This window comes from Hymenobacter mucosus (genome assembly GCF_900188255.1).
Taxonomy (GTDB): Bacteria; Bacteroidota; Bacteroidia; order Cytophagales; family Hymenobacteraceae; genus Hymenobacter; species Hymenobacter mucosus.
In genome coordinates, this window is sequence record NZ_FZNS01000002.1 from 393,201 (window position 1) to 418,083 (window position 24,883).

The window sequence follows — 24,883 nt, forward strand, 5'->3', positions numbered from 1 at the left end:
ATCCTGGCTCCTACTATCTAGAGCAAGTAGCCACTTTCAGCTTGGCAGTACAGTAGCTAGGATGAGAAACTAACTGCATAGACTCCGGCTGACAACAGAAAACGCCACCTGCTCTTTGTAGAACGGATGGCGTTTTCTGTTGTCAGGCTGAGGATTTACACCGCGGCTATGGGATTATCTTTTCAGCTTTTAGTTGTTCAAACTGATTGCGGAAGGATTCGAAGCTGTCTACGTGCATTTCGTGAAAGCCCGCGCGGCGCAGCTTATTCACATCGAAAAAGGCGTCGGCTTCCACATTGAAGATGAAGTCGCCAAAGGGCCATTGCACTAGCTCGTCTAGGGTGTGCGACTTCAAGCCGTGTTTCTCAACCATGTGCTGCCACAGTTCGGCTTTATCGGCCATATAGTCTTGCAGCGGAAACGTGATGGGCTCGGCATAGGCAACCCCGAAATACTCGGCAAAGCGCGGCCACAACTGGCTCCACCGGAAAACGTCGCCGTTTGTGACGTTGTAAATCTCTTGGCTACACTCCGGGCGCGTCGATACGTACTCCATACCTTTCGCCAGAAGTGTGGCGTCCGTCACGTTTACCAGCACATCGTAGGCTTTCAAGCTGCCGGGGAAGCGGAAAGGCACATGCAGTTCTTTGCACAGGCTTGCGTACACAGCAATCAGGTTGGCCAAGTTCATGGGGTTGCCCACGGCAAAGCCTACCACAATATCGGGGCGCACGGCCGTCCACGTCCAGCTCTTGCCGGCGGAGTGCTCCCGCAGGAAATCTTCTTGGCTGTAGTAAAAGTTGGGCGGAAAGTGGCGCGGGTCGGTTTCCAGGGCAGGCGTTTTGTAGCGGCCCAAGTGAACTCCGTAGGCCTTCCCACCCTGAATAAAGGTGAGGTGCTGAAAATTGGGCGCCACCTGCTCCAGCCCTACCACCAAGTTGCGAAGTAAGTCCAGGTTCACGTGCGTTTGGGCCGCCAGCGTTTTCCCTTCGATGTAGGCAGCGTACAGAACGTGGGTTACCTCGCGCAACTGCTCCGCCTGCTGGACCACAGCTTGGTTGTCAAGCAAGTTCAGTTGCACGTACTGGGCTGGGGTATCATAGTCCAGCTCCGACGCCGAGGTAACTAGAACATTCCAGTTGCCAGTAGATTGAAGATAATCGGTAGCATTGCGGCCAATGATACCATTGCCACCTACCACCAGAATCGTGTTTGTGGACATAAGTTGAAGTAAAAAGCGCGGGTAGGCAGCTGTTACCACAACCACTTACCCGCGCGTGAAAAAAAGTGATGCTACCCAGCAGCCAGCAGAATTTCCAGACTCACAAACTTGCCCTCCTGAAAGGAGTACACCAGTTGGCTACCCGCCGGCCCTAGCACCAATTTGTCATCGGGCTGCACGGTTAGGGTAGTAATGCCGGGCTCCCCGTCCTGAGTTTGGCAGGGCACCTGCAAGTCGTCGCGTAGCAATGCTTGAAGTTTTTCTAAGTCCGTCATGGAGCTGTGTTTTACCAGTTTCTCAAAGAAGAGCATCCTAGTTTGCCGCAGGTTCTTGCCCTAGAGCCTCCCACCTAGCAAGCCAGGGTAACTCGCTGCTTATTCGTCGTCGGTGGTGGTATGGGTGGCGGGGTAGCCAGAGCGCTTCAACGCGTCCTTGATGGCTTCCCAGTCGGGCACCGAACCGGTAGCCGATGTTACCACGGCCTCCCCCGGTACCAGCCGGTCAACAATCAGGTTGTGGTCCATCAACTGGGCACGCACTTGCTCTAGGCTATCAGCATCCTGCATGGCTGGCAGTTGGATGTTGTAGCGCACAATTTGCGTGGCATTAGCGCCGAGGTTGGGGATAGGATTAGACATAACAGAAAGAACTACGTGGGTGTAATCAGAAAGAGCGTTACCTGTGCATACGCGAAATTCAGCGTGCAGGCCTAGTTTCGGCGTCGATACTCGCAGAAAATCCCCCGATTAGAAGGACACGTTCACGCGGCCAAAGTAGAAACCTCCACTGTAGCCAAACTGGTTGGAGCTATAAGGGAAGCGGCCCCGGTTGGTGGCGTCTAGCGTGGTATAGTTCAGGCTCTGCTCGTTGTTGTTGGGGTCTTGGTAAAGGCGGTCGGGGTACACGTCGAACAGGTTGTTTACGCCAATGCTCACGCCCACTTGCTTCAGTACCTGGGCGCTCAGCACCAGATCCGTCACCCACTTAGCCGAGAAGGTTTGGTCGATGTACGAACGGTCGGGGTTGGCATCTTTGGTTTGGATTTCCCCAAAGCGCACGGTGCGTAGGTTCACGCTAAAGATTTTGTAGCCGTAATCAGCACTCAGGTTGATTTTGCTGCGGGGCTGCCCGTTTTCAAGGCGGGCACGCTGGGCTCGGTCAAAGAGCGTATTCTGCAAGCTGGCGTTGTTGTCGATGAACTGTGAGCTGTTGAAGCTCCGCACGTTCGTCTCGTTGAAGTTGGCCGCGGCCGTCAGCGTCAGGCGGCTGTCAGCGCCCAAGGTTAGGCGCTCATTCGCTACTATATCTACGCCGCGGGTGCGGGTATTCACGGCATTGGCAAAAAATTGCACACCCTGCACCGGGTTTTGGTTGGGGCGCTGGTTGGCGTTGAGGATGTCGGCCACGGCAGCCGTACCCCGGCTGAACTGAGAGCTAAGCACAATCCGGTCATCAATATCAATCTGGTAGGCGTCTACCGTCAACGTAATGCTCCGCAATACTCGCGCCGTGAGGCCTAGGCTGTAGTTGTTCGAGGTTTCTTGCTTAAGCGAGCCAATACCGAAAGCCCGCGTAATGGGGTCGTCGTTGTTGGTAGTAAGCACGTCGCGCAGCTCACCGCTGGTAAACTGGGTGCTAGAGTTGGTGAAGTAGCGCTGCTGTAAGGATGGGGCCCGGAAACCGTTGCTGATGGCACCGCGCAGGGCTACGTCGGGTGTAAGGCTATAGCGAGCTGCTAGCTTGCCGCTCACATTGGAGCCAAAATCAGAGTAGCGCTCGGCGCGGCCAGCCACGCTTACCAGCAACTTCTCGGTAATGTCGCTTTCGAGGTCGATGTACCCAGCCACGTTGGTACGGGTGCGGTCGGTAGCATCGGCAGGCCGGTAGCCAGGAAAGCCCTGCGCCCCGAAGGCTGCCCGGGCACCGTTGACGGTGCGCGTTCCGGCGGCATACGAGCCTTCTTCGCCAGCCTTAATCTGGAAGTTATCGGCCCGGAATTCACCCCCAAAGGCCACGTTCAGGGTGCTGATGACGGGTACGCTCAGGAATTTGCGCGAAAAGCCCAAGTTCACCGTGTTCTGCTGAAACACCAGCGTGCCAGCGTAGAACGAGGTAGGACTGTTTTGTAGAGAAGCATTCAGGGTGTTCTCCAGCTCGTAACGTAGGCTGTTGCGGCCATAGGTATTGCTCAAGTCAGCCGCAAAGCCCAATACCTTACCCCGGATGCCCGTGATGATGGAAGCATCGTCAACGGTGCTGTTGATGAAGGGCAGGAAGCCATTGGGGTAAATGCTGGGGTCGTTTTGGGTTGCTTGGCTGGGTAGGCGGTAGAGGGCCCCGGCGCGGCCAGTACGGCGCGTGAGTCCGCCGGCTACGTACGCTTCCAAGCCAATGCTGGGCGCTAGTGTGTAGCCCGCATTCAGGAAGCTGCCATAGGTGCGCACGTCGGAGCTACCCACCCGAATGTCGCGGCGGTTGAAGCCACGCTCTGCTACTAAAGCATCGTCCTGAGCTTTCAAGGCACGTTTTCGGTCATCAGACAAACCACTGGGGTAGTTGCCAGTACTGGTACCCAGGTAAATAAGCGGGGCCGTATCGAGGCCGCTCCGGTCTACGTAGGAGCGGTTACTAAACTGTCCGCTCAGGTCCAGAAAGCCACGCCCGCCAAGCCCAATGCCCACGTTGGCATCGGCCTGCACCAACTCACCATCGCCCTCGTAGGTTTGACCTACCGTGCTGCTGGCCTGCACGCCGGTGGTGTCGTCTTTTAGCTGAATGTTGATAACACCGGCAATGGCGTCGGAGCCGTACTGGGCCGCCGCGCCTTCCCGCAGCACCTCAATGCGCTTAATAGCGGCCGGCGGTATCACGTTCATATCGGTACCTACCGAGCCGCGGCCCGGCGTACCGTTGATGTTTACCAGCGCCGAAGTATGGCGCCGCTTGCCGTTCACCAGCACCAGCACTTGGTCGGGACCCAAGCCGCGCAACGTAGCGGGGTCCACAAAGTCGGTACCATCGGTTACGGTTTGGCGCGTGCTCTGAAACGAGGGGGCAATGTAGGTGAGGATCTGGGTGACGTCGGTTTGGGCGTAGGCTTTGATTTCGCGGGCCGAAATCACGTCTACCGGCGAGGTAGTAAGGATATTGGATCGGCCTTCAGCGGCCCGGGAGCCCGTCACTACTACCTCGTTCAGCGCCGTTTCATTGTCGGCCAAACGTACGTCCAAGGTGGTACGGCCGTTCAGCGGAATCTGCTGGGTAGTGGCTCCAATGGCCGATACAACCAGCGTAGCCGTTGGCGATACACTAAGGCTAAAACGCCCGTCGGCGTCGGTGCTAGTACCATTGGAGGTGCCCCGTTCTAGCACTGTAACGCCCGGCTGGGTTTGACCGGCGGCATTGGTCACGCGGCCCGTTACCGTAATATTTTGCGCAATGGCGGCTAGGCTAGTCAGCGACAGTGCCGCAGCCAACCCTACTTGAACAGAGAATACGTTCTTCATATAGACGAGAAAAAAGCTCAAAACAGCACCGACGCCGGGCTTCGTAGCCAGGTAGCGCTTCGGTGCGAAGCAGTGAAAAATGATGACCGTCCCGCCACCTTCCGCACCGGAAGGCAGGCAGGTCAGCCGGAGAAAATACTAGGATGCAAAACGGCTGGGGCAGCGCATTTCTGGCGCATACGCACGACGGAACCCTAACAGCTATTAGTGTTCAGCTACGCAAGCGTTTTACTAGGTAGCTACTCTCTTATGTGACCATCCCAGGAGGTAGCCTACTGGCCTCAACAACAGCAACAACACCCACGACCGGCAGCAACTGCAGCTACCAGTGGGCGCGGGGTGGGCAAGGGAACGTAGACGGTAGTCAGCCGACTTTGCAAGGCAAGAGAAGCGGCTGAAGAAAAATAAGTCACGCGGCAAAAAGTAAGTAACGCACCAGACGAACTACTAGCGCTTCGTCCTGAAAGCACGAGCTTCCGCCACTTTGCGGGCACTTTTGCTTTCGGAAAATTCTGCTGGCACTACAAGCAACTAGGCTATTTGTTTTCAGCGGTGGGCGGGGCCACTGAGGTAAGCGTGCCACCAATACCCCGGCTGGGGGCCGGCAGCTACATCTATCCGCTGACCTGGAGCAGGTAGCAGTAACGGCACATCGGGGGCGGCGGCAGCCACCAGCCGGTCGGCGGGCTCGTGCCAGCTATGGAAAGCCAGGTTAAAAGTGGCCCAATGCAAGGGCAGAAAAGCACCGCCACCCAGTGCCCGGTGCGCGGCTAAGGCATGGTCGGGGCCCATGTGAATATCGGCCCACAGTTCATCGGAGGCGCCCACTTCCAGCATTACCAAGTCAAACGGCCCGTACGCCGCGCCTATTTCCTGAAAGCCCGCCTCGAAGGGCCCAGAGTCGCCGCCGAAAAAGGCGCGGTGGGTAGGCCCGAGCACACACCAGGAAGCCCACAGCGTCGCGTCGCGGGTGAGGCCGCGGCCCGTGAAGTGGCGCGCTGGGGTAGCTACCAAGGTGTGCGTCTCTCCTACCTGCACTTCTTGCCACCAATCGAGCTCCGTAATTTGGGCGGCAGCAATGCCCCAGCGGCGCAGGTGCCCTCCTACCCCCAGCGGACAGAAAAACGCTACCCCCGTGCGGCCCAAGTTTCGGATGGCCTCTTTGTCAAGGTGGTCGTAGTGGTCATGGGAAAGCAGAACGCCATCAAGCACGGGTAGCTCGGCCAGCGGTAGCGGGGGAGCAAAGAAGCGCTTGGGCCCCAAGGCTACCGGCGAAGCTCGCAACCGCCACACTGGGTCAGTCAGGAAGCGCTTGCCATCTATTTCGATTAAGGTAGTAGAGTGCCCAAACCACGTAACGCGCAGGGCAGCGCTAGGTACTGGCTCGGCCAATACTGCCGCATCGGCCCGAAAGGGCCCTAGCGGACGGCGCGGATTTCGCTCTTCTTTACCCAGCAGCCAGTTGCGCAACATACGCCCATAATTCCCCGACATGCTGGTGGGAATGCTATTAAGGTACTTTTTACCGTCGAAGCGGGAGGGAGTTTTCATAGAAATCTGATGCCTAGGATACGTGAGCCTAGGCTGACTGACGATGTTCCCTCACTTTTACTTTAACACGGCCGCGGAAATCTACTGACTAGGGGCTTTGCCGCCCGCTTCTACCTCACTCTAGCACTGTTGGAGCAACTGCCGGGTCCGTAGGGCCCACTGCTGCATCTGCTGGCCCGAGTAGCGCAGGCCGTCGTTGGCAAACGGAGTAGGCTCGGCGGCGCGGGTCCGGTCGGTTATGTTCACGAAGGACACGGCGGCCAGTTGGCATTCTTCCTGAGCCACGGGATTGTGCTGGTCAATTTTGGTGGCAATGCAGGCTGGGTCGTAGTTGCGGGCGTAGGGCGACTGCCCCCAGGCGGGAGTGGGAAGCATCACCACTCGCCCCGCACGCCCACCAGCAGAGCGCACAGCTAGGCGCAGCAGTTCGCGCAACTCGGGGCGGTAGGTGGCCAGTGGCAGGCCCTGGCACTGGTTGTTGACGCCAATCAGCAGAGACACTAGCTCATGGGTGCGAATATTGTTGCTAGCCTCAATGGCTCAGAGCAACTGGGTGGTGATGGAGTAACCGCAGTGGTACGTGGGGCTGGCTCGGCAGCAGGTTGGGCACGCCCATGCTCAGAAGTAGCAAAAAAGAAGCAGAACCCGCATTAACCAGGCGACTTGCAATGAATGGAGCTGCCATGTAATGCTACTCAGACAACCGCAGATGGTGCCACCGCAGTCTACTCTAACTAGCATTATGGTAGTCACCTACACGACAACGCCGCCCGGCCTTCTCGGCCGGGCGGCGTTGTCGTGTAGGCAAGCACTTTCTACTTACTACGCTGACTGTAGCGCGTCGGCTAGGGACTGACCGTCAGCAAGCCGAAGAGTTGTGACTTGAACCCGTTAGCCAATGGCTTGCTGCAAGTCCTCCAGCAAGTCGTCAGCATCCTCAATGCCCACGCTCAAACGAATCAGCGAGTCGGAGAGGCCGGCTTTACGACGCTCCTCGGCCGGAATGCTGGCGTGCGTCATGGTAGCGGGGTGGCCAGAGAGGCTTTCCACGCCTCCTAAGCTTTCAGCCAGGGAGAAAAGCTGAAATTTCTCCAGGGTAGCAATGGCATCCTCCTTTCGGTCGCCTTTCAGCACGAAGGAAATCATAGCACCAAAGTCGCGCATCTGTTTGGCGGCAATGGCATGGTTTGGATGATCCTCGAAGCCAGGCCAGTACACTTTCTCCACTTTGGGATGCGCCTTGAGGAATTCGGCTACTTTGCGGCCATTTTCGCAGTGGCGTTGCATGCGCACGTGCAGGGTTTTGAGGCCGCGTAGTACTAGGAAGCAGTCTTGAGGGCCAGGCGTACCACCGCAGGCATTCTGGTAGAAGCTCAAGCGCTGGTGCAGCTCGTCGTCGTTTACAATGACAGCCCCCATCACGGTGTCGGAGTGGCCGCCCATGTACTTGGTCAGGGAGTACATTACCATATCAGCACCCAGCTCCAGCGGCGTTTGCAGGTAAGGCGTGGAGAAGGTATTGTCTACCACCAGCAGCGCGCCCGCCTTTTTAGCCACGGCCGAAGCCGCCGCAATGTCAATGACGTTCAGCAACGGGTTGGTAGGCGTTTCTACCCAAATCAGCTTGGTGCGCTCCGTTACGGCAGCCTCCACGGCCGTCATATCGTGCATGGGCACAAAGTGAAATTTGATGCCGTATGTGGCGTACACTTTTGTGAAGAGGCGGTAAGAGCCTCCGTACAGGTCGTTAGTGCTGATAACCTCGTCGCCGGGCTGCAGCAGCTTCACAATGCAGTCAATGGCAGCCATTCCGGTGGCGAAGGCCAGGCCATGCTTCCCGTTATCTAGCGCCGCTAGGGCATCTTGCAGTTGGGAGCGAGTTGGGTTGTGGGTGCGCGAATACTCAAAGCCTTTGTGGTCGCCGGGAGAGCGTTGCACGTAGGTTGAGGTTTGATAAATGGGCGTCATGATGGCCCCGGTAGTGGGGTCAGGATGGACGCCAGCGTGGATAGCTTTGGTTCCGAATTTCATGCGAGAAACGGGTGATGTAGAAACGTGGGTAGGCCCCGCAAAGGTAGGAATGTAGGCGAAGCTTCACGGGTACCGCTGCATCAACCCTCCAACCGGACAAAAGGGTTAGCAGCCAGCTATTTATTTTTTTGACCAGGCTTGATTGGGTGCAGTAGGTGGTTGGAAATGAGTCTATCTTAGCAACAAAATACTATTCATCATCTTTTCTTTATACGCTTGAAAAAACTTCTACTGCTTCTGACCTTCGCCTGGGCCCCTGTATTCAGCTATGCCGCTACCCCCGTTGATTCGGCGGCCCTCCGCAAAGCCCGAATCGACTCCGTTCATGCTACTCTGCATTACCAAACCGGGCGCGTTTCCCTACCCGACGGCGTGGGTGAAATCACCGTACCAACTGGCTTCCGCTACCTCAATGCCGAACAAAGCACCCGCGTGCTCACCACCTTCTGGGGCAACCCCGAGGGAGAATCACTGGGCATGCTGTTCCCCGCTACCAAAGGCCCCCTCGATGTAGATGGCTGGGCCTTTGTGGTGGAGTATGAGAAGATGGGCTACGTAAAAGACGATGACGCCGAAGACATCGACTATAACGACCTACTCAAGGACATGCAGTCGGACATGGAGGAGTCGAACCAGGAACGCATCGGTGCGGGCTATGACCCCATCACCCTGGTAGGATGGGCTGCCAAGCCCTACTACGACAAAAACCTAAACGTGCTTCACTGGGCCAAGGAACTTAAGTTTGGCAATTCACCCGAAAACACGCTCAACTACAACGTGCGCCTGTTGGGCCGCAAAGGCGTGCTCAACCTCAATGCCGTGGGCTCGGTAGGCCAACTGGCCGAGGTGCGCACTACCATTCCGGCGGTTATCAAAAGCGTGAGCTTTAGCAAAGGCTTGCAATATGCCGACTTCGACCCAAAGCTAGACGACGTGGCGGCCTATGGCATTGGCGGCTTGATTGCGGGGAAGGTACTGGCGAAGGTGGGCTTCTTTGCGCTCATCCTCAAATTCTGGAAGATTCTCCTTGCTCTCGGTGCGGCCGCCTGGACGGCCGTGCGCCGCTTTTTTGGGGCCAAGACTACGGAGGAGCCGGCTATAGTGGGTGGCCCCTCCCCCGACCCCGAGCCGGAAGCGTAGCCTTCTGGGCTGCTTTTACGTTCTACCTTCGGGCCGGCCATAGAAGGCCGGCCCGTTTGTTTGCTGCGTATGGCGTTTCTCAAAGAGCTGTTTCATCAGAACACTTCCACCCTAGTTTCCTTACTTCTCCTCACGCTGCTGCCCCTAGCCGGCGACAGTTTGCTCGCGTGGGGATTACACGAAAACGCAAGCTGGCTGGAAAATCCCACGCTGCCCCAAATGCTGCTGTACTTCGCAGTGGTGGCCTTCACCATGACGTTTTCGCTGACGCATACGACCGTGGTGGTACTGGTCACTGCCTTTTTCTTCGATTGGGCCGGTTTTCCTGGCATGCTGCTTACCTATATCCTGGCCGCCCTGTTTGGTCACATGCTCGCAACATCCCTCGACCAAGGCAAACTTATTCGGCTCCTGGAGCGCTTCCCTAAGGCTCACGCCGTGATGCACGAGCTACGCGGCGACAGTTGGCGCCTGGTTTTGCTCACGCGCCTTTCGCCGGTATTGCCTTTCGCCCTCATCACGTTTATCCTAGCCGTAGTGGGCGTGCCGAGGCGGCAGTTTCTCACCGCCTCGGTAGTAGGTATGCTGCCGCGCACATTGTTTTTTTACTGGCTGGGCACAAAAGCGCAAGATGTGCTCGCCCTCATTCAAGACCCCGACACTGGCACTGCCGGCAAAGTACTCGTGGTGGTGCTGGTAGCAGTATCCATGTTCGGATTATACTTCCTTTTTACACGAGCTATGAAGCGAGCATTGCGTCGGGGCATCCAAGAGGAAGAAAAAATTTAGCTGAAATTCAGCCTCTTGCGTTTTTTTCAAGAAAAAACAGGCAGTAAATAGTTCTCGGGGCTTGCAAGAGCAGAAATTATGCTGCTATCTTTGCACAACCAAAACGGAGAAACGCTCCGCACACGGTAACAAAATGGTTGCGTAGCTCAATTGGATAGAGCATCTGACTACGAATCAGAAGGTTTGGGGTTCGACTCCCTACGTGACCACAAAAAGCCTCCCCGCACCTTGCGAGGAGGCTTTTTTATTTTCTATTGCCTTCTTAAAGATGCTGGGGCGCTATAGGTTTCCCCTAGCGCCCCAGCCGTGCTACTCTATTCAAAATTTAAAGCTAAGCAGTAGTACCACCGCAACTGGAACCGCTACCCGCCGTGCACCCGTAGCAGTGCTGATTGAGCACCACTTTTCGTTGGTTGAGGGTAGCTAGGTTGAAGTCGCGAATGTGCCGTACGGGACTAGCCACGTGCAAGTCTAGCATCTGGTTGAAGTCGCAGTCGTAGAGGCCGCCTTCCCAGCTCACCGATATTGTATTGCGGCACATTACTCCTTCAGCCGCCGCCGGATTGAAAGCCGTCACCAGCTTTTCCATGTAGCCCGCGTAGTTCCCCGATTCGATAAGGTAGTCGAGGTAACGGCTCACGGGGATGTTGGTAATGGCGTAGAGTTCATTGAAAACAATACCAAAATCCTTGTGTAGAGCCCGCTTAAACTGGTCTTGCAAGCCCTTCTGTGAGCCCGGCAGGAAGGCTCCGTTCGGGTTATACACCAAGTTCAGGCGCAAGCCCGTGCCTTCTTGGCCGTAGCCCACGGCGTTTAGCATCTTCAAGGCCTGTACCGAGTCCTCAAATACTCCATCTCCCCGCTGCCGGTCGGTGGTTTTGGCATTGTAGAAGGGTAACGAGCTAACCACTTCTACCCCATGCCGACGGAAGAATTCGGGCAGGTCGTAGTATTTCTTGTTGGCTACAATGATGGTTAGGTTGCAGCGCACAATGATATGGCGCCCCAGCTGGTGTATTTGCTCTACAAACCAGCGGAAATCGGGGTTCATCTCCGGAGCTCCGCCCGTTAGGTCCACGGTTCCAATCGACGTTTGAGCCAGCGCGTTCAGGCATAGCTGCATAGTTTCGCGGGTCATGATTTCCTTCCGGTCCGGACCAGCATCTACGTGGCAATGGCGGCATACCTGGTTGCACATTTTACCCACGTTGATTTGCAGCACAGTGGGCTCCAGCGGCGCCAGGGGAAACAAGCCCGCCGTAGACATCTTCTCGTGAAACAGCGGCAGATGCAGCGTATCGGCTACCTCCCGGCGCAATACGGTGAGTTGAAAGGCCGAGTCTGCAAGATCATGCCCAGTCGCTTTGAGGGATTTCATTGTATGCGCGGTAGTAAAGAGGGTAGGATAAGGAGAGCAGAACCACGTAGCCCAATGGCTTACACATAAACCACTAGCCTCTCCTTTTGGCCTTGCAGGCACGAGCTAGACTTACGAAAATATCCGTTGAGTCGATTTAGTTCACTATGAAAGTAGTCCCGACTGGTGAGCGGCACTAATAATAGACGGCGCGTTCTTGAGAGTGGCCAGCACAAAACGCTTGGCTGATTCCTTCACCTCGTCCCGGCTTACTTCCTTGGACTCTTCCTGCACAAACTCCGCCATGAGCATAAAGGCGTGGCTGATGGCTTGGCGCTTTGGCTGGTCGGAGTGCAACTGCGCCTGCACAATAGCTAACTGCGCCCGAATCTTGTCGCGCCGGGAGCTAAAAACAGAGTCGTTGGCTACGTGGGGCTTTATCCTTTCAATCAGTTCCAACAGAGGAAGCAGCTTGGTCGCCGTCGAGACGATAGTGCCGCTTAGCCTATCTCGCTTGCTACCTCGGTGCGAGGAGCTTGGTTCATAAGGTCGGGGAAGCGAGTAGTTCTCGCTTGCTACATGGCCCCGCAGGTTGTCTTCCACTAGTTCGTTTTGCTATAGTCCCGTGGCTTAGCTATATCCATCCAAGCTGAGCCTTTGCCAAGATACTTACAAACGCAACATATCTGCTAGTACCCGTGCCCTTACTGCTCATCGCCAAGGCCCCGACAGCTTAGGCCCACAAGTTGTTGCTTGGATAGCTTGACGCAGGCAACGTATGCAGCAATAGCTGCAGGCCGGTGCGCCCCATTTGCTCAAGCACGGCAGCAGAGAAACCACACCAATACAACCGTATTCGGGCCCGACGCGCCTCATTTTGCACTTCCAGAATTGCCCGTTGCCCGTGCCACGACAGTGATTCTAGCAGAAAACAGTTGACCCACAGAATGGGAACTTGCGTGGCAACAGCCTGCCGGATACTACGCTTTAACTCCTCGGCTTCGGTAGGCCCTGCGCAGCATCCCCGCAGCTGAATACCCGCTCCCTCACGGCAAGTCTCTATCTCGATAACCAGTTGTGATTCAGCCTCTGACACTTGAGAAAGTACACTTAGTAGTATCCTGCTAGCAAAACTACTTGTTGAGCTTACGGTTTGATCAGTAAGAAAACGGATTTCCTGTGGGTATTTATACTGAGTTTCTCCATCTGGGACAGCAGGCTGGTGCCTTACCGCAGGTTAGAAGGGTAGGAACAGGAGCTTTCCATCCTGAATCAAGTATCTATTTATCAAATAATTATAGCTTACACAAACGAAGTACTAGGGTGCAGCTAGACTGTGCAGTATCTTCGGGGTCTGATGAATGATCCTGCTATCCGTGCCTTGTTGTATCCGCTGCTAATGGAAGGCGTGTACGTGGATGAGTTGCCTACCGGAACTACCCGCGCCGATGTAGTGCACATCACGCCAGCCTTCATGCATGGCTACGAAGTAAAGGGCGACGGCGACACCTTACAGCGGGTAGAAAACCAACTGCGCTGCTACGGTGGGGCCTACGATTTTGTAACCTTCGTGGTGACGGAAAAACACGTGCCGCGCCTGCTAGAGCTAGTACCCGAATGGGTGGGCGTACTCGTTGCCTCGGAGCAAGGCCTTCACCCGCACCGCCCAGCCCAGTACAATGCTACCGTCGACCGGGCCGCGGTGGCAAGCTTGCTGCGGCTCGACGAAATCAAGGAGTTTCTAACGGCGAATGGTTTGGTGGGGCTAAGCAGCCTGCGGCGGCGGGAAGTGCTACAGTTCCTGCGTCAGGCCCACGCCGTGCCGCTTTCCCGCCTGGCCGCCTACGTGCGGGAGCGACTCACAAACCGCCTACCCCAGCGCTTACTCGACCGGGCCATGCGCAAAGCCGAACGGCAACAACGGCCCGCTCGCAAGCGCCGGAAGAAGCCCAGCACCCGCCGCCGCAAGCGAAGCAGCCGGCTGGGTGCCTAGCCAATTGTTTGTCTTGCTTCAGAAGCCTAGAACTAGCTGCTGACCTACCTTTTCCTCCCCAGTATCTAGGTTGGAAATGGCTACGCCTAATAGCCGCACTCCTTTCTCCAGCGGCTCTAAAGAGGCTATTAACTCTTGGCAGACTTGCAGCAACATCTCCTGCGTATGAATGTAGGCCCACCCTGTTCGGCTGCGCGTAATCTGTTGGAAGTCGCCGTATTTCACCTTCAGCGTAACGGTGCGGCCTTGCACCCGCGTCCGTTGGCTAGCCTCCCACACCGATGTAGCAATGGGCACCAAGGCGGTGGCAACTTCAGCCAGGGTTAGCAAGTCCCGGTCAAACGTAGTTTCCGACCCTAAGGATTTCCGTACCCGATCGGCCACCACGGGGCGGTGGTCCTGGGCTCGGGCAATGGCGTAGTAGTAGCCGCCGGCCTTGCCAAAGTGCTGACGCAGGAACGCTTCCGTTTGGTGGCGCAAATCGAGCCCGGTGAAAATACCGAGCTGGTTCATCTTAGCTGCCGTCACGTGCCCAATGCCGTGAAACTGGCTTACAGCAAGCCCCGCCACAAACTCTAGCCCTTGGTGAGGCTTAATCACAAACTGCCCGTTGGGCTTGCGGTAGTCGGAAGCTAGTTTAGCTAAGAACTTATTGTAGGAAATACCGGCGGAAGCCGTGAGCTGGGTTTGGTTGAAAATAGCCGACCGGATTTCCTCGGCAATTTGAGTAGCCGTAGCAATCTGCTTCAGATTAGTGGTCACGTCGAGGTAAGCCTCATCCAATGAGACAGGCTCGATCAGGGGCGTATGCTCGGCAAAGATGGCCCGGATCTGCCGCGACACCGCCTTGTACACCTCAAAGCGTGGCTTCACAAAAACCAGGTCTGGGCACTTGCGCAGCGCTACCGTAGCGGCCATTGCCGAGCGCACTCCAAATTGCCGGGCTTCATAGCTAGCTGCCGCTACCACGCCGCGCTGCCGCGACCCTCCCACGGCCACGGGCCGCCCCCGCAACGCAGGATGGTCGCGCTGTTCTACGGAGGCATAAAAGGCATCCATGTCGAGGTGTATGATCTTCCGCTGTACGTCCGGCTCCACGGTTGCTACCCAGTAGTGGCCTACGAAGATACGCTCCCGTTCTCATTAGCCCACCTTCTGTCGTCGCAATGAGCCAACCTACATGACGACGCGCGACCGCGCGGTGGCGGCACCGAACATGGCGCCCAAGCTTAACAGTAGATGAACTGTGCCAAGGGCAGGCTGTGCCCTCCCAACCAGAGACTTCTGAATCTCAAGCAGGGACTTTTTTCCTAAACCGTACTGTTTACTTATCACGCCCCACCTTCTGCTATCCTATTGCACACCATCATCCATGCAACTTCTTGCCTATCGGCCTGAGTATCGAATTTACCTTGACCGCGTGCACAACCACATTGTTTATGAGCGCTTAGAGGTACAAACCTTAGTGCACCACATGCCGCACTTCCTACCCGACTGGCAACGGGTATTGGCCCAAGTAGAGCCGGGCTTTACTATGCTGCTCGACGTTACCAATACGTTAGGTCCCAATTTGCAACTGGTGCCGTTGTATTTGCGGCTGCGCCAACTGTTCCGGCAGGCCGGAGTAGGGGTTATTGCCGAGGTATTACCCACCAACCATAACATGGGCCAGCTTAGTAAGCTGCTCAATCAGTTACAGTTTCTGCCCGTGTACCGTTTTGCGGAGCGCGCGGCAGCCGCACAATTTTTGGCTTCTTATTCTCGTCCGTACATCGCTGCGGCTTGCTAGTGACCCGCCCGTGCGGAGTAGGGTGGGCTGGCTAGCGTTGCGTGCCTATCTTTGCGCCCGCAAGTAAGACCGGGTCCAACGTTTCAGGGGCCGGGCTGTTATGTCAGTAGGCCCTTGCCGCTGTTTGTCTGTTTTCACTTTTCGCTGATGAATTCTATTTCCACCGATATCTGCATTATCGGGGCCGGCCCAGTAGGCCTGTTCGCTGTATTCGAAGCTGGCCTGCTCAAATTGCGCTGCCACGTAGTTGACGCCCTACCCCAAGTAGGTGGGCAGCTTTCTGAAATCTATCCCAAGAAGCCTATCTACGACATTCCGGGCTACCCGGAAGTGTTGGCCGGCGACCTGGTACGCAACCTCATGCGTCAGATTGAGCCCTTCCACCCCACCTTCACGCTGGGCGAACGAGTAGAAGGTTACCAGAAGCTAGAAGACGGTTCTTTCCGTGTAACGACCATCGACGGCACCGAAATCCTGTGCAAGGCTATTGCTATTGCCGGCGGCCTGGGGTCGTTTGAGCCCCGCAAGCCTGCCATCGAAAGCCTTGAGTCGTTTGAATCGGGTAAGGGTGTGTACTATATGGTGCGCGACCCCGAAACCTTCCGCGACCAGCGCCTCGTCATTGCCGGTGGTGGCGACTCGGCTCTCGATTGGACTATCTTCTTGGCCGAAGTGGCGAAGGAAGTAACCCTGGTGCACCGTGGTACTACCTTCCGCGGCGCGGCCGACTCGGCGGAGAAAGTGAAGGACCTGCACGAGGCGGGCAAAGTGAACTTGGTGCTGAGCAGCAACGTGACCCACGTGCACGGCAACGGGCAGCTCAACGCTGTCACCATCACTGCCAACGATGGTACTGCAAACCAAGTAGAAGTCGATTCGTTTATTCCGCTGTTCGGCCTCACGCCTAAGCTCGGTCCTATCGGCGAGTGGGGACTGGAAATTGAGAACGACGCCGTGAAAGTGAATACGGTGGACTACTCTACTTCCGAGCCCGGCATCTACGCCATCGGCGACATCAACACGTATCCTGGCAAGCTGAAGCTAATCTTGTGTGGCTTCCATGAGGCAGCCCTTATGTGCCAGGGCGCCTACAAGTACATTTATCCCGATAAAAAGTATGTGCTCAAGTACACCACGGTGAACGGAGTGCCTACCCTATAATAGGAGCCCCGTACAGGCTGATTCTACCGGCGACAAGTGGGTAGGATCAGCCTGTGCGGGGCAACTAGTAACTGCCTAGCATAATGACTGAAGAAGTACGCGTATACGTAGAGGAAGCGCCCGGCCAACGGCGTGAGATTGTGGCCCCCACCGACATGGGCCTGAGCATGATGGAAATCATGAAAGCCGATGGCTACGATATTCAGGCAACCTGCGGCGGTATGGCCCTGTGTGGCACCTGCCACGTAGAGGTGCTGGCGGGCCCCGAACTACCCGAACCTAGCGACGATGAGTTAGCCATGCTGGAAAGCTTACCCGTAATGACCCAGGGTAGCCGCCTGTCCTGCCAGATTCGCCTCACGCCCCGCATTGATGGACTCGTGGTGCGCTTGATGCCCCAAGACGCCTAATTTTCCTAGGAACACTAACTGCGCTGCGTACAGCTGCCTATGCGGCTGGGCCAAGCGTACTTGGTATTACTACAAACGCCACGGGCGGGCCAATATGGTCCGCCCGTGGCGTTTACTATTTCTAGACTTCTAGCGCCGATGGCGGCGGGTTGTCTTCTTTTTCTTAGCGGTTGACTTCTTACGGCTAGTAGCTGCGTGCTTACGCGACCGACGGCGGGATGAACTGTGGCGCCGGTAGCTCGTATGGTGGCGCACGGTGGCTGTAGCAGCATTGGCTTCTAGGCCCTCCACTACTGGCTTAGCAGCATCGGCTCCTTCTAAGTTGCGGGCGGTTACTTCAATAGCAGGCTGGCTAGCTATTTCCTCACGGGCCGTGGCGCGCAATGTGGCGGCCTGCTTACGGCGAACGGGCATAAGAAAGTCCCGCTCGGCCCGCTCCTGCGCCGATAGCTTCTCTTCGCCGGGCAGGGCCGTGGGCGTAGTCTTCGCGCTAGGTCCGTGTTTGTCTCCTTGCGCCACTGCCGGAGCGCTACCCAACAGTAGGCAGCTTACCAGCAACACATATAACTTCTGCATCATCGTCATTCTGAAGGACAAAGGGGCTGCAAAGCTACGCCCCAACTTTATCAGACTCAACCCCCGGCTGCTTTCTGACCGGTGAGAACAGGTATTCAGCCCTGCACACGGCGTTTTCGGCGGCAAAAAAACTTTTCGAGCTGAGGGCCAAATCTGACACTGTATCAGCAGAATACCGCTACTCATTCCCTTAATCCTATCTGCTTCCGAATGCTACCAGCCCGCTTGCAGTAGGTGCGTTTCCTTGCATGGCTTACTACGGTAGCGCTGCTATCTGCACCCGCGTACCGGCCGAATGGGTTGTAAACTCCGGAGCATACAAGCACTGCAGTTGTGAAAGGCCGCCTGAAAAGTTGCCCGCCTGCGCAGCCCGCAAACGGTACTCAAAGGTGTGCGTGCCCTTGGGGAAGTAGCTCATGAAAAAGTTGGTAGCAGCATCGCGAGGGTTCTCATAGTACCCCAATCCACCTTGGTAGCGGTAGCCAGAGGTTTGGCCGATGAGTTCTAGGCCGGCAGCGCGCTGGTCCTTAAGGTGCACATATTCCAGGTCTCGGTCGGAGCGTAGTACTAGGCGCACTACCAGCACGTCGCCCACGCGCAAGGGGGTAACAGCGGTGAGGCGCTCCAGCGTGGGGCCGCCCGTGGTGCGCTGCTCACGGTAGAGCTGGCGCTCCAGCTGCAAGGGGGTAGCGGCGGGCGTAATTTTATCCAGCTGCTCGAAATACTGCCAGTAGAGGGCGCCCCAGGCCACGCCGGCGTCCGTTTTCTTTACCGTAACCTTGCCTTGGGTTGGCTTGATGCTAGCGTTGGGGAAGGTGGTTTTGAAGTAGCCGGTGCCGGCCTGCTGGGTGGTTGGCTTAACGGCCTCCCCTCCTACGGTTACCTGAATCGGCTGCACGGGCTGGAGCCAGTCGGAGCCGCGCAGCAGCAGGGCGTAGCAGGCATCGGCGGTAGCGCGTGTGCTTTCCCAGTTTTGGGTTTGCTTCTGCTTGAGCAGCCAGAGCTTCATTTCATCTACTGCCTTCTGGTCGTTCCGTACTTCGTCGAAGGCTTCGATGAGGGTAGCCTGGGTTTCGGTAGGTGCTTCGCGCCAGTAGTAGCCGCCGCGCACTTCCTTCCAATACATACCTAGCTCGTCGCTGTGCAGGGCATTCTCGCTTAGGGCCGTGAGGATGTCTTTGGTAGCGGCGGGCTGGGTTTTCTCGCGGTGCAGGGCTAGCGCAATCTGGGCCTGGAGGTAGCGGGTTTGGTCTTTCCAGTAGGTAGCGGCTTGCTGCTGATAATAGCCTAAGGCGGGCTGCGCGCCTTTAACTACCGGCTGGCTTGACCAAAAGCTGCGGGCATACAAGGCCTGAATATGTATGTCTAGCAGGTGGTTTTTCTTCAGATCCACCTTGGGCTCCTTGCGGAGCATAGCATAGTCGCGCTGCAGCTCGGCGTCGAGGTAGGCTAGGGCGCGTTGCAGGATTTGGCGGGCTTGGTCGTCCTCGGCTGCATCGAAGGCGCCTAGCTTCCGGAGCTTGCCAAACCCGGCCACAATGAGCTGGGTGATATACCGGTCGTCGGGCATGCGCTCAAACCAGGGGAAAGCACCGTTCGGCTGCTGCATTTTCGCCAGCTTGGTAAGGGCCCGGGCCGTTTCGACCTTTAGGCGGGGCTCATCAAACAGCTCGGTGAGGCGGCGCATCCGCTCCGTTTCTGACTGGGCATCGCGCACCCAGGGCGTTTCCTGGAGCAGCAGGTTTTTCAGCTCCTGGTTTTGTTCCAGCTTGCTGGCCAGGGCTACTTTGTCGCCGGCTTGGGCGGCGCGCTTCCACTCCTCCAGCGTGGTCCGGAAACGCGGGTTGCTTTGCAGAATTTTAGCGGCCAACAAGTTAGCGTAGAGGCGGCTGAATACCTGCTCGGAGCACTCGTAGGGGTACTCCATAAGGTAGGGCAGCGCCTGCACGGCATACCAAGCCGGGTTCTGGGTCATTTCCAGCGTGAGCGAGTAGTTGCGGCGCGTGGGCGAGGTAGTACTCGTCAGCTTTTTCAGCTCAAACTCCCGCGTTGCCGGCCCCACGATAGTTAGCGGTAGGCTTTCCGTGATGAGCAGACGGTTGGGTAGTACGGGCAGGGTATTCTCCTCCCCATCAGAAAAGACTTCGGCTTGCTGCTGGGCTTTGCGCTTGGCCTTTTTGGGGGCAGCTGTTTGAGCCACTACGCGGTAGGTAATAGCTTCTAAGGGCACTTGTCCTTCGGCGGTTTCCGGCAGGGCAACGTCCCAGCCGAGGGCACTGCTTTGGTTGGCTTTTACGTCGAACTTGAGGGTTGCAGCACTTTTCAGCAGGCGGCTTTCCAGGGGCTGCTGGGTACGGGCATCGAAGAGGAACAGTTGGGCAGTGCCTTGTAGGGGCTGGTCGGTGAGGTTGCTGAGCTTGGCAGTGAAGCGTAGCCGGTCGCCTTCCCGGAAGAAGCGCGGGGCGTTAGGCGTTACCTGCAGTTGCTTTTGTGTCACCAGTTCCCGGCGCAGCAGGCCGGTGTGCAACTCTTGGTCGTGGGCGAGGGCTAGCAGCTGCCAGCGTGTCACGGCTTCGGGCATTTGGAACTCCAGCACGGTTTCACCCTGGGCATTGGTGCGCAGCTCAGGCATCCAGAAAGCCGTTTCGCGGAAGTCCTTCCTGGCCTGAACAGCAGCTAGGCTAGGATCAACTTTATCGCGCAGTTCTTCTTCATCTGGAATCTCATTTGACTTCCCAGGCGCTGGAGGTGCGCTAGGTGGCGGTGGCGGCGGCGGGACCATACGCATCATAGCCATGCGCTGTGGTCGTGTTGATTTATCCTTTAGTTCTTCTTGATCTGCAACGGCACCCGTTGCGTCCTCCAGACCTGCTAAATCAGCGGAAGTATTACCTTTTATTGTTTGCGTGGCAACAACTCTTCGTTTCTTATTTCTTGCGAAATAGTCATTATCCTCGCCGTTAAAGCCCCACATATTAATCCGAGGATACTCAAGGTCACGCTCGTAACCATCGGATACCGGGCTGCTAGATAGCTCATCCGAATATGCTGTACCAAACTGGCCTTGCCAAGCCAGAGCGGGCTGGTAGTACGACTTCGGAAAGTCCAGCTCCATGAAGGCATGCGGGCGGAAGGTATCCAGTGACTTATCATAGAGCGAGGCGAGCAGCTCTGCTTGGGCAGGTTTGCCGCCGGTTTGGTGGATGGTGACGCGCCAGGTTTCCTTCTGGCCGGGCTGGAGCTTGTCGCGGAAGGTGGCAATGCTGAGGACTAGCGGCGCGGGCGGGGTAGCCACTTGCACCGGGGCCGTATGGGTATACAGGCGGTTGTCGCGCACCTGCGTGGTGTGCACGTACAGCTGCGTTTCGCCGAGGGTGGCGGATACTGGAATTTCTATGAGCCTCTGTTCGCCAGCGGCTAGCGTCAGCCATTCGTGGCGGATGGTTTCGCCTTTGGCTTCGGCTTCCAGCAGGATGCGTGCCCCGGCTTCGGAGCTACCTACCAGGAACCGAGCGGGCTGGCCCGGCACTACACTATCCTGGAGGCTTACAAACCAATCAGGGGTAGGAACCGGCAGTGTAGTAACAGAGGGAGAGTACAGGGTGAACCGCTGTTCCGTTTTGGCAGGCTGAGCGTTGGCCGGTACGGTAGCCGTGGCTTCGAGCACGTAGCGGCCGGGAGCCTGCTGAGCCAGCGGGGCAGCTAGCCCCGGCAGGAGCGGCGACTTTTCGGTATCGAACTCCTGCGTAAGCACGAGGGTTCGGGCCCAGGTACTGTCGTTGTCTTCCTTGGTGTAGGCATCCAGCGGAAACAGTCGCTTGAATTCTTCCAAGCTCAGGGCTTCACGTTCAGGCTGCTCCCAGGCACGGGGTCGCAGGGCGCGGCTAGGAGCTGAGAGGCGGTAAAGCCGGAGCGTGCCTTTGGCCGGCAGTGCCTCGCCAGTTGCATTTGTACTGAGCAAGCGCAGAGTTGGGAGCTTTTCGCGGTTCAATAGTTCGGGCATTTCCAGGCGCAGCGTCAAAGCATCGGCACCCAGGCTCACGCGCTGCTCGCCGGTGCGCGTTTCGCCGGCGGCGTCGGTTACGTCGGCCGTCACCTCAAACACGTAGCCAGGCTGCCAGGGGCCGCGCTTGTTGAGCGTGGGGTTCTCCTCTCCTTTCGCCGTAAACTTCACCGTAAAACCGCCTGCCGAATCGGTTTGGGCTGTGCCGTTCAGGATTTCCATTTCGGGCCGGCCTCCGCCAACGCCGCGGCCAAACATAGGCCACAGGGTACGGCGCACTACCCGGTAGTTTACCGTGGCCCCATCAATGGGCTGGCCGGCGTAGGCGGTGGCTTTGCCGCGCAAGGTCACTTCCTGCCCGAGCACGGGCGTGCCTTGCACTGGCTCAAACGTTACCTGGAAGGTAGGGCGCTTGTAATCCTCCACAGCAAAGCTCACATTACCGTACTCGGTTTGCAGGCTCATTTCGCCGTTGAGTAGCCCGGTAGGCAGCACCATAGAGCCGCGAAAAGACCCAAACTCAGAGGTAGTGAACGACAGGGTTTGGACTGTTTGGCCATTCACATCTTCTAGCCGCAGCACTACGGGCAGCTTGGTCAGCAGGCGGGATTTGTCAGCTAGCGTTTCGGTCAGGATGCCCTTAAAGTACAGCGTTTGGCCAGGGCGGTAGATGGCGCGGTCAGTGTACAGAAACGTGCGACGCTGGGGCTGTTCTTTTTCTTGCGTGCGTGCCCGGCGTGGGAAATAATAGCCACCCTCCGATACCAGTAAGGAATCGGCACCTTTGGAAAGCAACACCGTTTCAAGCAGCGTGTTTTCGCCAGATACTACCCCTAGTGGTATTTGCGCTAACCCTTTTGCGGAGGTAGCTAGAGCTGCACCACGTCGGCTTTTATAGTGCTGGGCTTTCTGATCATAGTACTGCATAAAAGGCAACACCTGCACACCTGCCAGCGCCTCCCCACTCTGACGGTGCAACACTAGCAGCTCTGGCCCTTCCTGGGTAGCAGCACTGCGCCGGACCTGGCTTAGCTCACTTACTCCCAACTCAGCATAGGCGGTAGTAACACCAGCACGCTCTTTCGTCGGGGCTTCTGCTGTCGTACTTACCACGATAAGGTAGTGGCCCAACGGTAGAGCTGGCCCTGCCTGTTGCACGCTATGGCTCTTGTAATCAGCCGGGCCGGGCACAGTCAGCTTCCAGGCCGCGGTGGGGGTAGCCGCCAATGCACGGGCATAGCGTTTTTGAATTGTCTGATTCTGGTAGAACTCGGGGCGTTCCTGTTGGCGCAACACCAGAGCGCTGCTCACCCGGTAGGCCTTAGCATAGAGGGTAGCGGCATTGCGCACTTGCAGCTTCAGCAACCATGGCTGGTTTGGCAGCACTACTTCCTCGGTAGTGCAGGACAGCTCCACCGCTTCTAGTTGGCGGCGCAACGCCAGGGCTCTTTCTGCTCCGCGCGACTTGGGGTAGCGCTTTTCAGCTTCCAGGGCTAGCTCACGGGCTTTAGCTGGTTGCTCCTCTGATAGGCTTTCGGCTTGGGCAAAAAGAAACTCAGCGGCATTCGGCAGGTTCTTGAACGTTTCGGCGGTGCGAGCTAGGGCGGTGCGGTACAATTCTTCTTTGCCAGCTAGCTCCGAGTGCTGCTGCACGAAGCGCAGGCGCTTAAGCTCTACATCAGCCAAGGCAGCCAGGTTTTTCTTGTCCTGCAACCGAAAAGCGGTGAGCTGTTGCAGCACTTGCAGGGCGTGGAACTGCCCGTTTAATGAATCAGCCAGAGGGGCAGTCAGCTTCAGGCGCACAAAGTTCTCAGCGGCCCCAAACAGGGCTTTGTCCTGTAGCTCAAACTGCTGGGCTGGGGTTGTAACGTAGTATTCGTCGTTTCCTAAGCCATCTATGGCGCGATGAGCTAGCAGGTCATAGAGAGTAGGTCGCAGGATTTGGCCTTCGGTATCTCCTAGGCGCACAGCGTACCCTAGCTCCTGTATGGCCAACTGCTGCAGGCGCTGGGAATTTTCAGCCAAGGAGGCGCGGTAGTGCCGGACCACCGCACTGCCCAGGCGAGTTGCATCCCAGGTGCGCACATCGGCCCCATTAAGGTCTGCCGAATCAGCGTGGGCGGTAGTAGTTCGGTCGTAGAGCGCGTAGCGATGCTCTTCGTAGTACATGGCGTAGAGTTGGGCCAACAGGCTATGCAAAACGGCCCGCGCTGGAAACTTGGCAGTTTTCAGGTCGGCTTCTACCAAGGCAATAGACTTCTCTCCCGACTCTTCCTCCCTTGCTTCTAATAGGCGCAGTTTATACAGCAAGGCCCGCAGATACTCTGGGGTATCTTGCCGCTGGCGGGCTTGCTGGTACAGAGGCTCAAGTAGCTTGGCCGCCGAGGTAGTCTGTCTTTTGGCCAGAAGCTGGTCGATCTTCTTCCACGCGGCTGGGTTGGAACCACCACCGCCGCGCGGGGCCGTTTGGGATGAACCGGAGAAAAAGAGCATGAGCAGGGCAAGTAAGCTAAACAGGAAGGGGCGCATAGCCGAACAACGGGTGGAAGAGGGTGACCTGATACAGCGCAGATGCACAAAGCTGCTTAATTCCACATCAAGCCAATTTATTTTTCCACCTGCCAGGGCTTCTAGCTATCCTGCACAGCACAATAAAGCCTTGTTCTACCCAAACACGCCCTTAATTCTGGGTTTGATTTGGGTAAAGCAAGGCTCCCCTTGGTTTGCGTATGCCCTCTTGCCTTTGCTACTCGCCGGTAAGCTGCCGGGTATCAAGTACGCGCTCCGCTTGCCCGATATGGCGCTTCATGTGCTCTACTAGCAGTTCCAGCGCATCGGTCAGGCGGGGTAGCAAGAGCGGAATAATAGGGTTCGGAATCCGGATGGTGTTGGCATTGACAGTGCGCGTCTGCTCAATTAGACTTAGCAACTCGTCTACTTGGCGGCCAAACACTTCCAGCACCGTACGGGGTAGGCGCATACCGCTGGGCGCGTACTGCTGGGGCGTTTTCATGGGTTTTTCGCTGGCAGGCACGCGCATGGCGTCGGTCATTTTCTTGCCGATGTACCCGTGTACTACCGTTTCAGCCGGGGTACTACCGCGTTGCTGGGCAGCTTTGATCTTGCGGCTAATAGTAGGCAAGTAAAGGCCTCCCACAATGTTGAGATGTTCCAAGCACTGCCCTACGCTCCACTTGCCGGGGCCTGGTCCGCGGTTCAGCTGGTCGTCGGTGAGGGGACGAAAGCGCTGATTCACAACCTCCCGAATAGCGTGTAAGTCGGCGGTAAGGGAATCCAGAAACTCGGAGGTGCGGCGGGTAGGTTGGCTCATAACAGATACCGTCGGGCGGGGGCG

At 57.0% G+C, this 24,883-nt stretch carries 19 protein-coding genes and 1 tRNA gene; 7 read left to right on the forward strand and 13 right to left on the reverse strand.

Annotated elements, in window-relative coordinates; all coding sequences use genetic code 11:
- Positions 1 to 166: 166 nt before the first annotated feature.
- From CHB83_RS05585 to CHB83_RS05615, 7 genes are all read right to left on the reverse strand, one after another.
- Positions 167 to 1,222 carry an SDR family oxidoreductase gene (locus tag CHB83_RS05585; RefSeq protein WP_089331961.1) on the reverse strand — a complete coding sequence of 352 codons (1,056 nt, stop codon included), beginning with the start codon at positions 1,220 to 1,222 and terminating at the stop codon, positions 167 to 169.
- A gap of 71 nt (positions 1,223 to 1,293) precedes the next feature.
- Entirely contained in the window at positions 1,294 to 1,497 is a 204-nt protein-coding gene (locus tag CHB83_RS05590) for a hypothetical protein (protein ID WP_045688721.1), read from the reverse strand.
- Between the two features lie 99 nt (positions 1,498 to 1,596).
- Positions 1,597 to 1,860, reverse strand: coding sequence for a hypothetical protein (locus CHB83_RS05595; RefSeq protein ID WP_089331962.1), 264 nt, complete (start codon positions 1,858 to 1,860; stop codon positions 1,597 to 1,599).
- Positions 1,861 to 1,968: 108 nt separating this feature from the next.
- Positions 1,969 to 4,728, reverse strand: a complete 2,760-nt coding sequence (locus tag CHB83_RS05600; protein WP_089331963.1) for a TonB-dependent receptor — start codon at positions 4,726 to 4,728, stop codon at positions 1,969 to 1,971.
- A gap of 546 nt (positions 4,729 to 5,274) precedes the next feature.
- Positions 5,275 to 6,279 (reverse strand): MBL fold metallo-hydrolase, encoded by a 1,005-nt coding sequence (locus CHB83_RS05605; RefSeq protein WP_089331964.1) that lies wholly within the window; start codon positions 6,277 to 6,279, stop codon positions 5,275 to 5,277.
- A 120-nt stretch (positions 6,280 to 6,399) separates the two neighbouring features.
- Entirely contained in the window at positions 6,400 to 6,780 is a 381-nt protein-coding gene (locus CHB83_RS05610) for an SGNH/GDSL hydrolase family protein (protein ID WP_089331965.1), read from the reverse strand.
- Between the two features lie 390 nt (positions 6,781 to 7,170).
- The gene (locus tag CHB83_RS05615) at positions 7,171 to 8,310 is read right to left on the reverse strand and encodes a cystathionine gamma-synthase (protein ID WP_045688724.1); all 1,140 of its coding nucleotides are present in this window, start codon (positions 8,308 to 8,310) and stop codon (positions 7,171 to 7,173) included.
- Positions 8,311 to 8,526: 216 nt separating this feature from the next.
- Between CHB83_RS05615 and CHB83_RS05620 the strand changes: the two genes are divergently transcribed.
- The 3 genes from CHB83_RS05620 to CHB83_RS05630 all read left to right on the forward strand — a co-directional run bounded on the left by CHB83_RS05620 (position 8,527) and on the right by CHB83_RS05630 (position 10,448).
- Positions 8,527 to 9,450, forward strand: coding sequence for a DUF2167 domain-containing protein (locus CHB83_RS05620; RefSeq protein ID WP_179225461.1), 924 nt, complete (start codon positions 8,527 to 8,529; stop codon positions 9,448 to 9,450).
- A gap of 69 nt (positions 9,451 to 9,519) precedes the next feature.
- Positions 9,520 to 10,239, forward strand: coding sequence for a TVP38/TMEM64 family protein (locus CHB83_RS05625; protein ID WP_052695239.1), 720 nt, complete (start codon positions 9,520 to 9,522; stop codon positions 10,237 to 10,239).
- A gap of 135 nt (positions 10,240 to 10,374) precedes the next feature.
- Positions 10,375 to 10,448 (forward strand) — tRNA-Arg (locus tag CHB83_RS05630).
- A gap of 122 nt (positions 10,449 to 10,570) precedes the next feature.
- On the opposite strand, the gene arsS is transcribed toward CHB83_RS05630, so the two are convergent.
- Entirely contained in the window at positions 10,571 to 11,617 is a 1,047-nt protein-coding gene (arsS, locus tag CHB83_RS05635) for an arsenosugar biosynthesis radical SAM (seleno)protein ArsS (protein WP_089331967.1), read from the reverse strand.
- Positions 11,618 to 11,761: 144 nt separating this feature from the next.
- The gene (locus CHB83_RS05640; protein WP_045688727.1) at positions 11,762 to 12,055 is read right to left on the reverse strand and encodes a hypothetical protein; all 294 of its coding nucleotides are present in this window, start codon (positions 12,053 to 12,055) and stop codon (positions 11,762 to 11,764) included.
- Between the two features lie 898 nt (positions 12,056 to 12,953).
- Between CHB83_RS05640 and CHB83_RS05650 the strand changes: the two genes are divergently transcribed.
- On the forward strand, positions 12,954 to 13,589 hold the full coding sequence (locus CHB83_RS05650; protein ID WP_089331968.1) for a sce7726 family protein: 636 nt from the start codon (positions 12,954 to 12,956) through the stop codon (positions 13,587 to 13,589).
- 18 nt (positions 13,590 to 13,607) lie between these two features.
- Here the strand turns inward: CHB83_RS05650 and dinB are convergent, their stop codons facing one another.
- Positions 13,608 to 14,687 (reverse strand): DNA polymerase IV, encoded by a 1,080-nt coding sequence (gene dinB / locus CHB83_RS05655; protein WP_089331969.1) that lies wholly within the window; start codon positions 14,685 to 14,687, stop codon positions 13,608 to 13,610.
- A gap of 274 nt (positions 14,688 to 14,961) precedes the next feature.
- On the opposite strand from dinB, the gene CHB83_RS05660 reads away from it, so the two are divergent.
- The 3 genes from CHB83_RS05660 to CHB83_RS05670 all read left to right on the forward strand — a co-directional run bounded on the left by CHB83_RS05660 (position 14,962) and on the right by CHB83_RS05670 (position 16,949).
- On the forward strand, positions 14,962 to 15,378 hold the full coding sequence (locus tag CHB83_RS05660) for a hypothetical protein (RefSeq protein ID WP_089331970.1): 417 nt from the start codon (positions 14,962 to 14,964) through the stop codon (positions 15,376 to 15,378).
- 147 nt (positions 15,379 to 15,525) lie between these two features.
- Positions 15,526 to 16,539: an NAD(P)/FAD-dependent oxidoreductase gene (locus CHB83_RS05665; RefSeq protein WP_045688731.1), complete on the forward strand. Its 1,014-nt coding sequence runs from the start codon at positions 15,526 to 15,528 to the stop codon at positions 16,537 to 16,539.
- An 83-nt stretch (positions 16,540 to 16,622) separates the two neighbouring features.
- A complete protein-coding gene (locus tag CHB83_RS05670) occupies positions 16,623 to 16,949 on the forward strand; it encodes a 2Fe-2S iron-sulfur cluster-binding protein (protein WP_045688732.1) in 327 nt (108 codons plus the stop codon).
- A gap of 129 nt (positions 16,950 to 17,078) precedes the next feature.
- Here the strand turns inward: CHB83_RS05670 and CHB83_RS05675 are convergent, their stop codons facing one another.
- From CHB83_RS05675 to CHB83_RS05685, 3 genes are all read right to left on the reverse strand, one after another.
- The gene (locus CHB83_RS05675) at positions 17,079 to 17,528 is read right to left on the reverse strand and encodes a hypothetical protein (protein WP_045688733.1); all 450 of its coding nucleotides are present in this window, start codon (positions 17,526 to 17,528) and stop codon (positions 17,079 to 17,081) included.
- A 253-nt stretch (positions 17,529 to 17,781) separates the two neighbouring features.
- Entirely contained in the window at positions 17,782 to 24,057 is a 6,276-nt protein-coding gene (locus tag CHB83_RS05680) for an alpha-2-macroglobulin family protein (protein ID WP_089331971.1), read from the reverse strand.
- 217 nt (positions 24,058 to 24,274) lie between these two features.
- The gene (locus CHB83_RS05685) at positions 24,275 to 24,859 is read right to left on the reverse strand and encodes a DinB family protein (protein WP_055562473.1); all 585 of its coding nucleotides are present in this window, start codon (positions 24,857 to 24,859) and stop codon (positions 24,275 to 24,277) included.
- Positions 24,860 to 24,883: the final 24 nt, after the last annotated feature.

Bases quoted from the DNA above. Each gene is read 5' to 3' on its own strand.
- CHB83_RS05675 (WP_045688733.1), bottom strand. From the start codon at position 17,528: ATGATGCAGAAGTTATATGTGTTGCTGGTAAGCTGCCTACTGTTGGGT.
- CHB83_RS05665 (WP_045688731.1), top strand. From the start codon at position 15,526: ATGAATTCTATTTCCACCGATATCTGCATTATCGGGGCCGGCCCAGTA.
- CHB83_RS05660 (WP_089331970.1), top strand. From the start codon at position 14,962: ATGCAACTTCTTGCCTATCGGCCTGAGTATCGAATTTACCTTGACCGC.
- CHB83_RS05585 (WP_089331961.1), bottom strand. From the start codon at position 1,222: ATGTCCACAAACACGATTCTGGTGGTAGGTGGCAATGGTATCATTGGC.
- arsS (WP_089331967.1), bottom strand. From the start codon at position 11,617: ATGAAATCCCTCAAAGCGACTGGGCATGATCTTGCAGACTCGGCCTTT.
- CHB83_RS05600 (WP_089331963.1), bottom strand. From the start codon at position 4,728: ATGAAGAACGTATTCTCTGTTCAAGTAGGGTTGGCTGCGGCACTGTCG.
- CHB83_RS05680 (WP_089331971.1), bottom strand. From the start codon at position 24,057: ATGCGCCCCTTCCTGTTTAGCTTACTTGCCCTGCTCATGCTCTTTTTC.
- CHB83_RS05670 (WP_045688732.1), top strand. From the start codon at position 16,623: ATGACTGAAGAAGTACGCGTATACGTAGAGGAAGCGCCCGGCCAACGG.
- CHB83_RS05615 (WP_045688724.1), bottom strand. From the start codon at position 8,310: ATGAAATTCGGAACCAAAGCTATCCACGCTGGCGTCCATCCTGACCCC.
- CHB83_RS05605 (WP_089331964.1), bottom strand. From the start codon at position 6,279: ATGAAAACTCCCTCCCGCTTCGACGGTAAAAAGTACCTTAATAGCATT.
- CHB83_RS05625 (WP_052695239.1), top strand. From the start codon at position 9,520: ATGGCGTTTCTCAAAGAGCTGTTTCATCAGAACACTTCCACCCTAGTT.
- CHB83_RS05595 (WP_089331962.1), bottom strand. From the start codon at position 1,860: ATGTCTAATCCTATCCCCAACCTCGGCGCTAATGCCACGCAAATTGTG.
- CHB83_RS05590 (WP_045688721.1), bottom strand. From the start codon at position 1,497: ATGACGGACTTAGAAAAACTTCAAGCATTGCTACGCGACGACTTGCAG.
- CHB83_RS05650 (WP_089331968.1), top strand. From the start codon at position 12,954: ATGAATGATCCTGCTATCCGTGCCTTGTTGTATCCGCTGCTAATGGAA.
- CHB83_RS05685 (WP_055562473.1), bottom strand. From the start codon at position 24,859: ATGAGCCAACCTACCCGCCGCACCTCCGAGTTTCTGGATTCCCTTACC.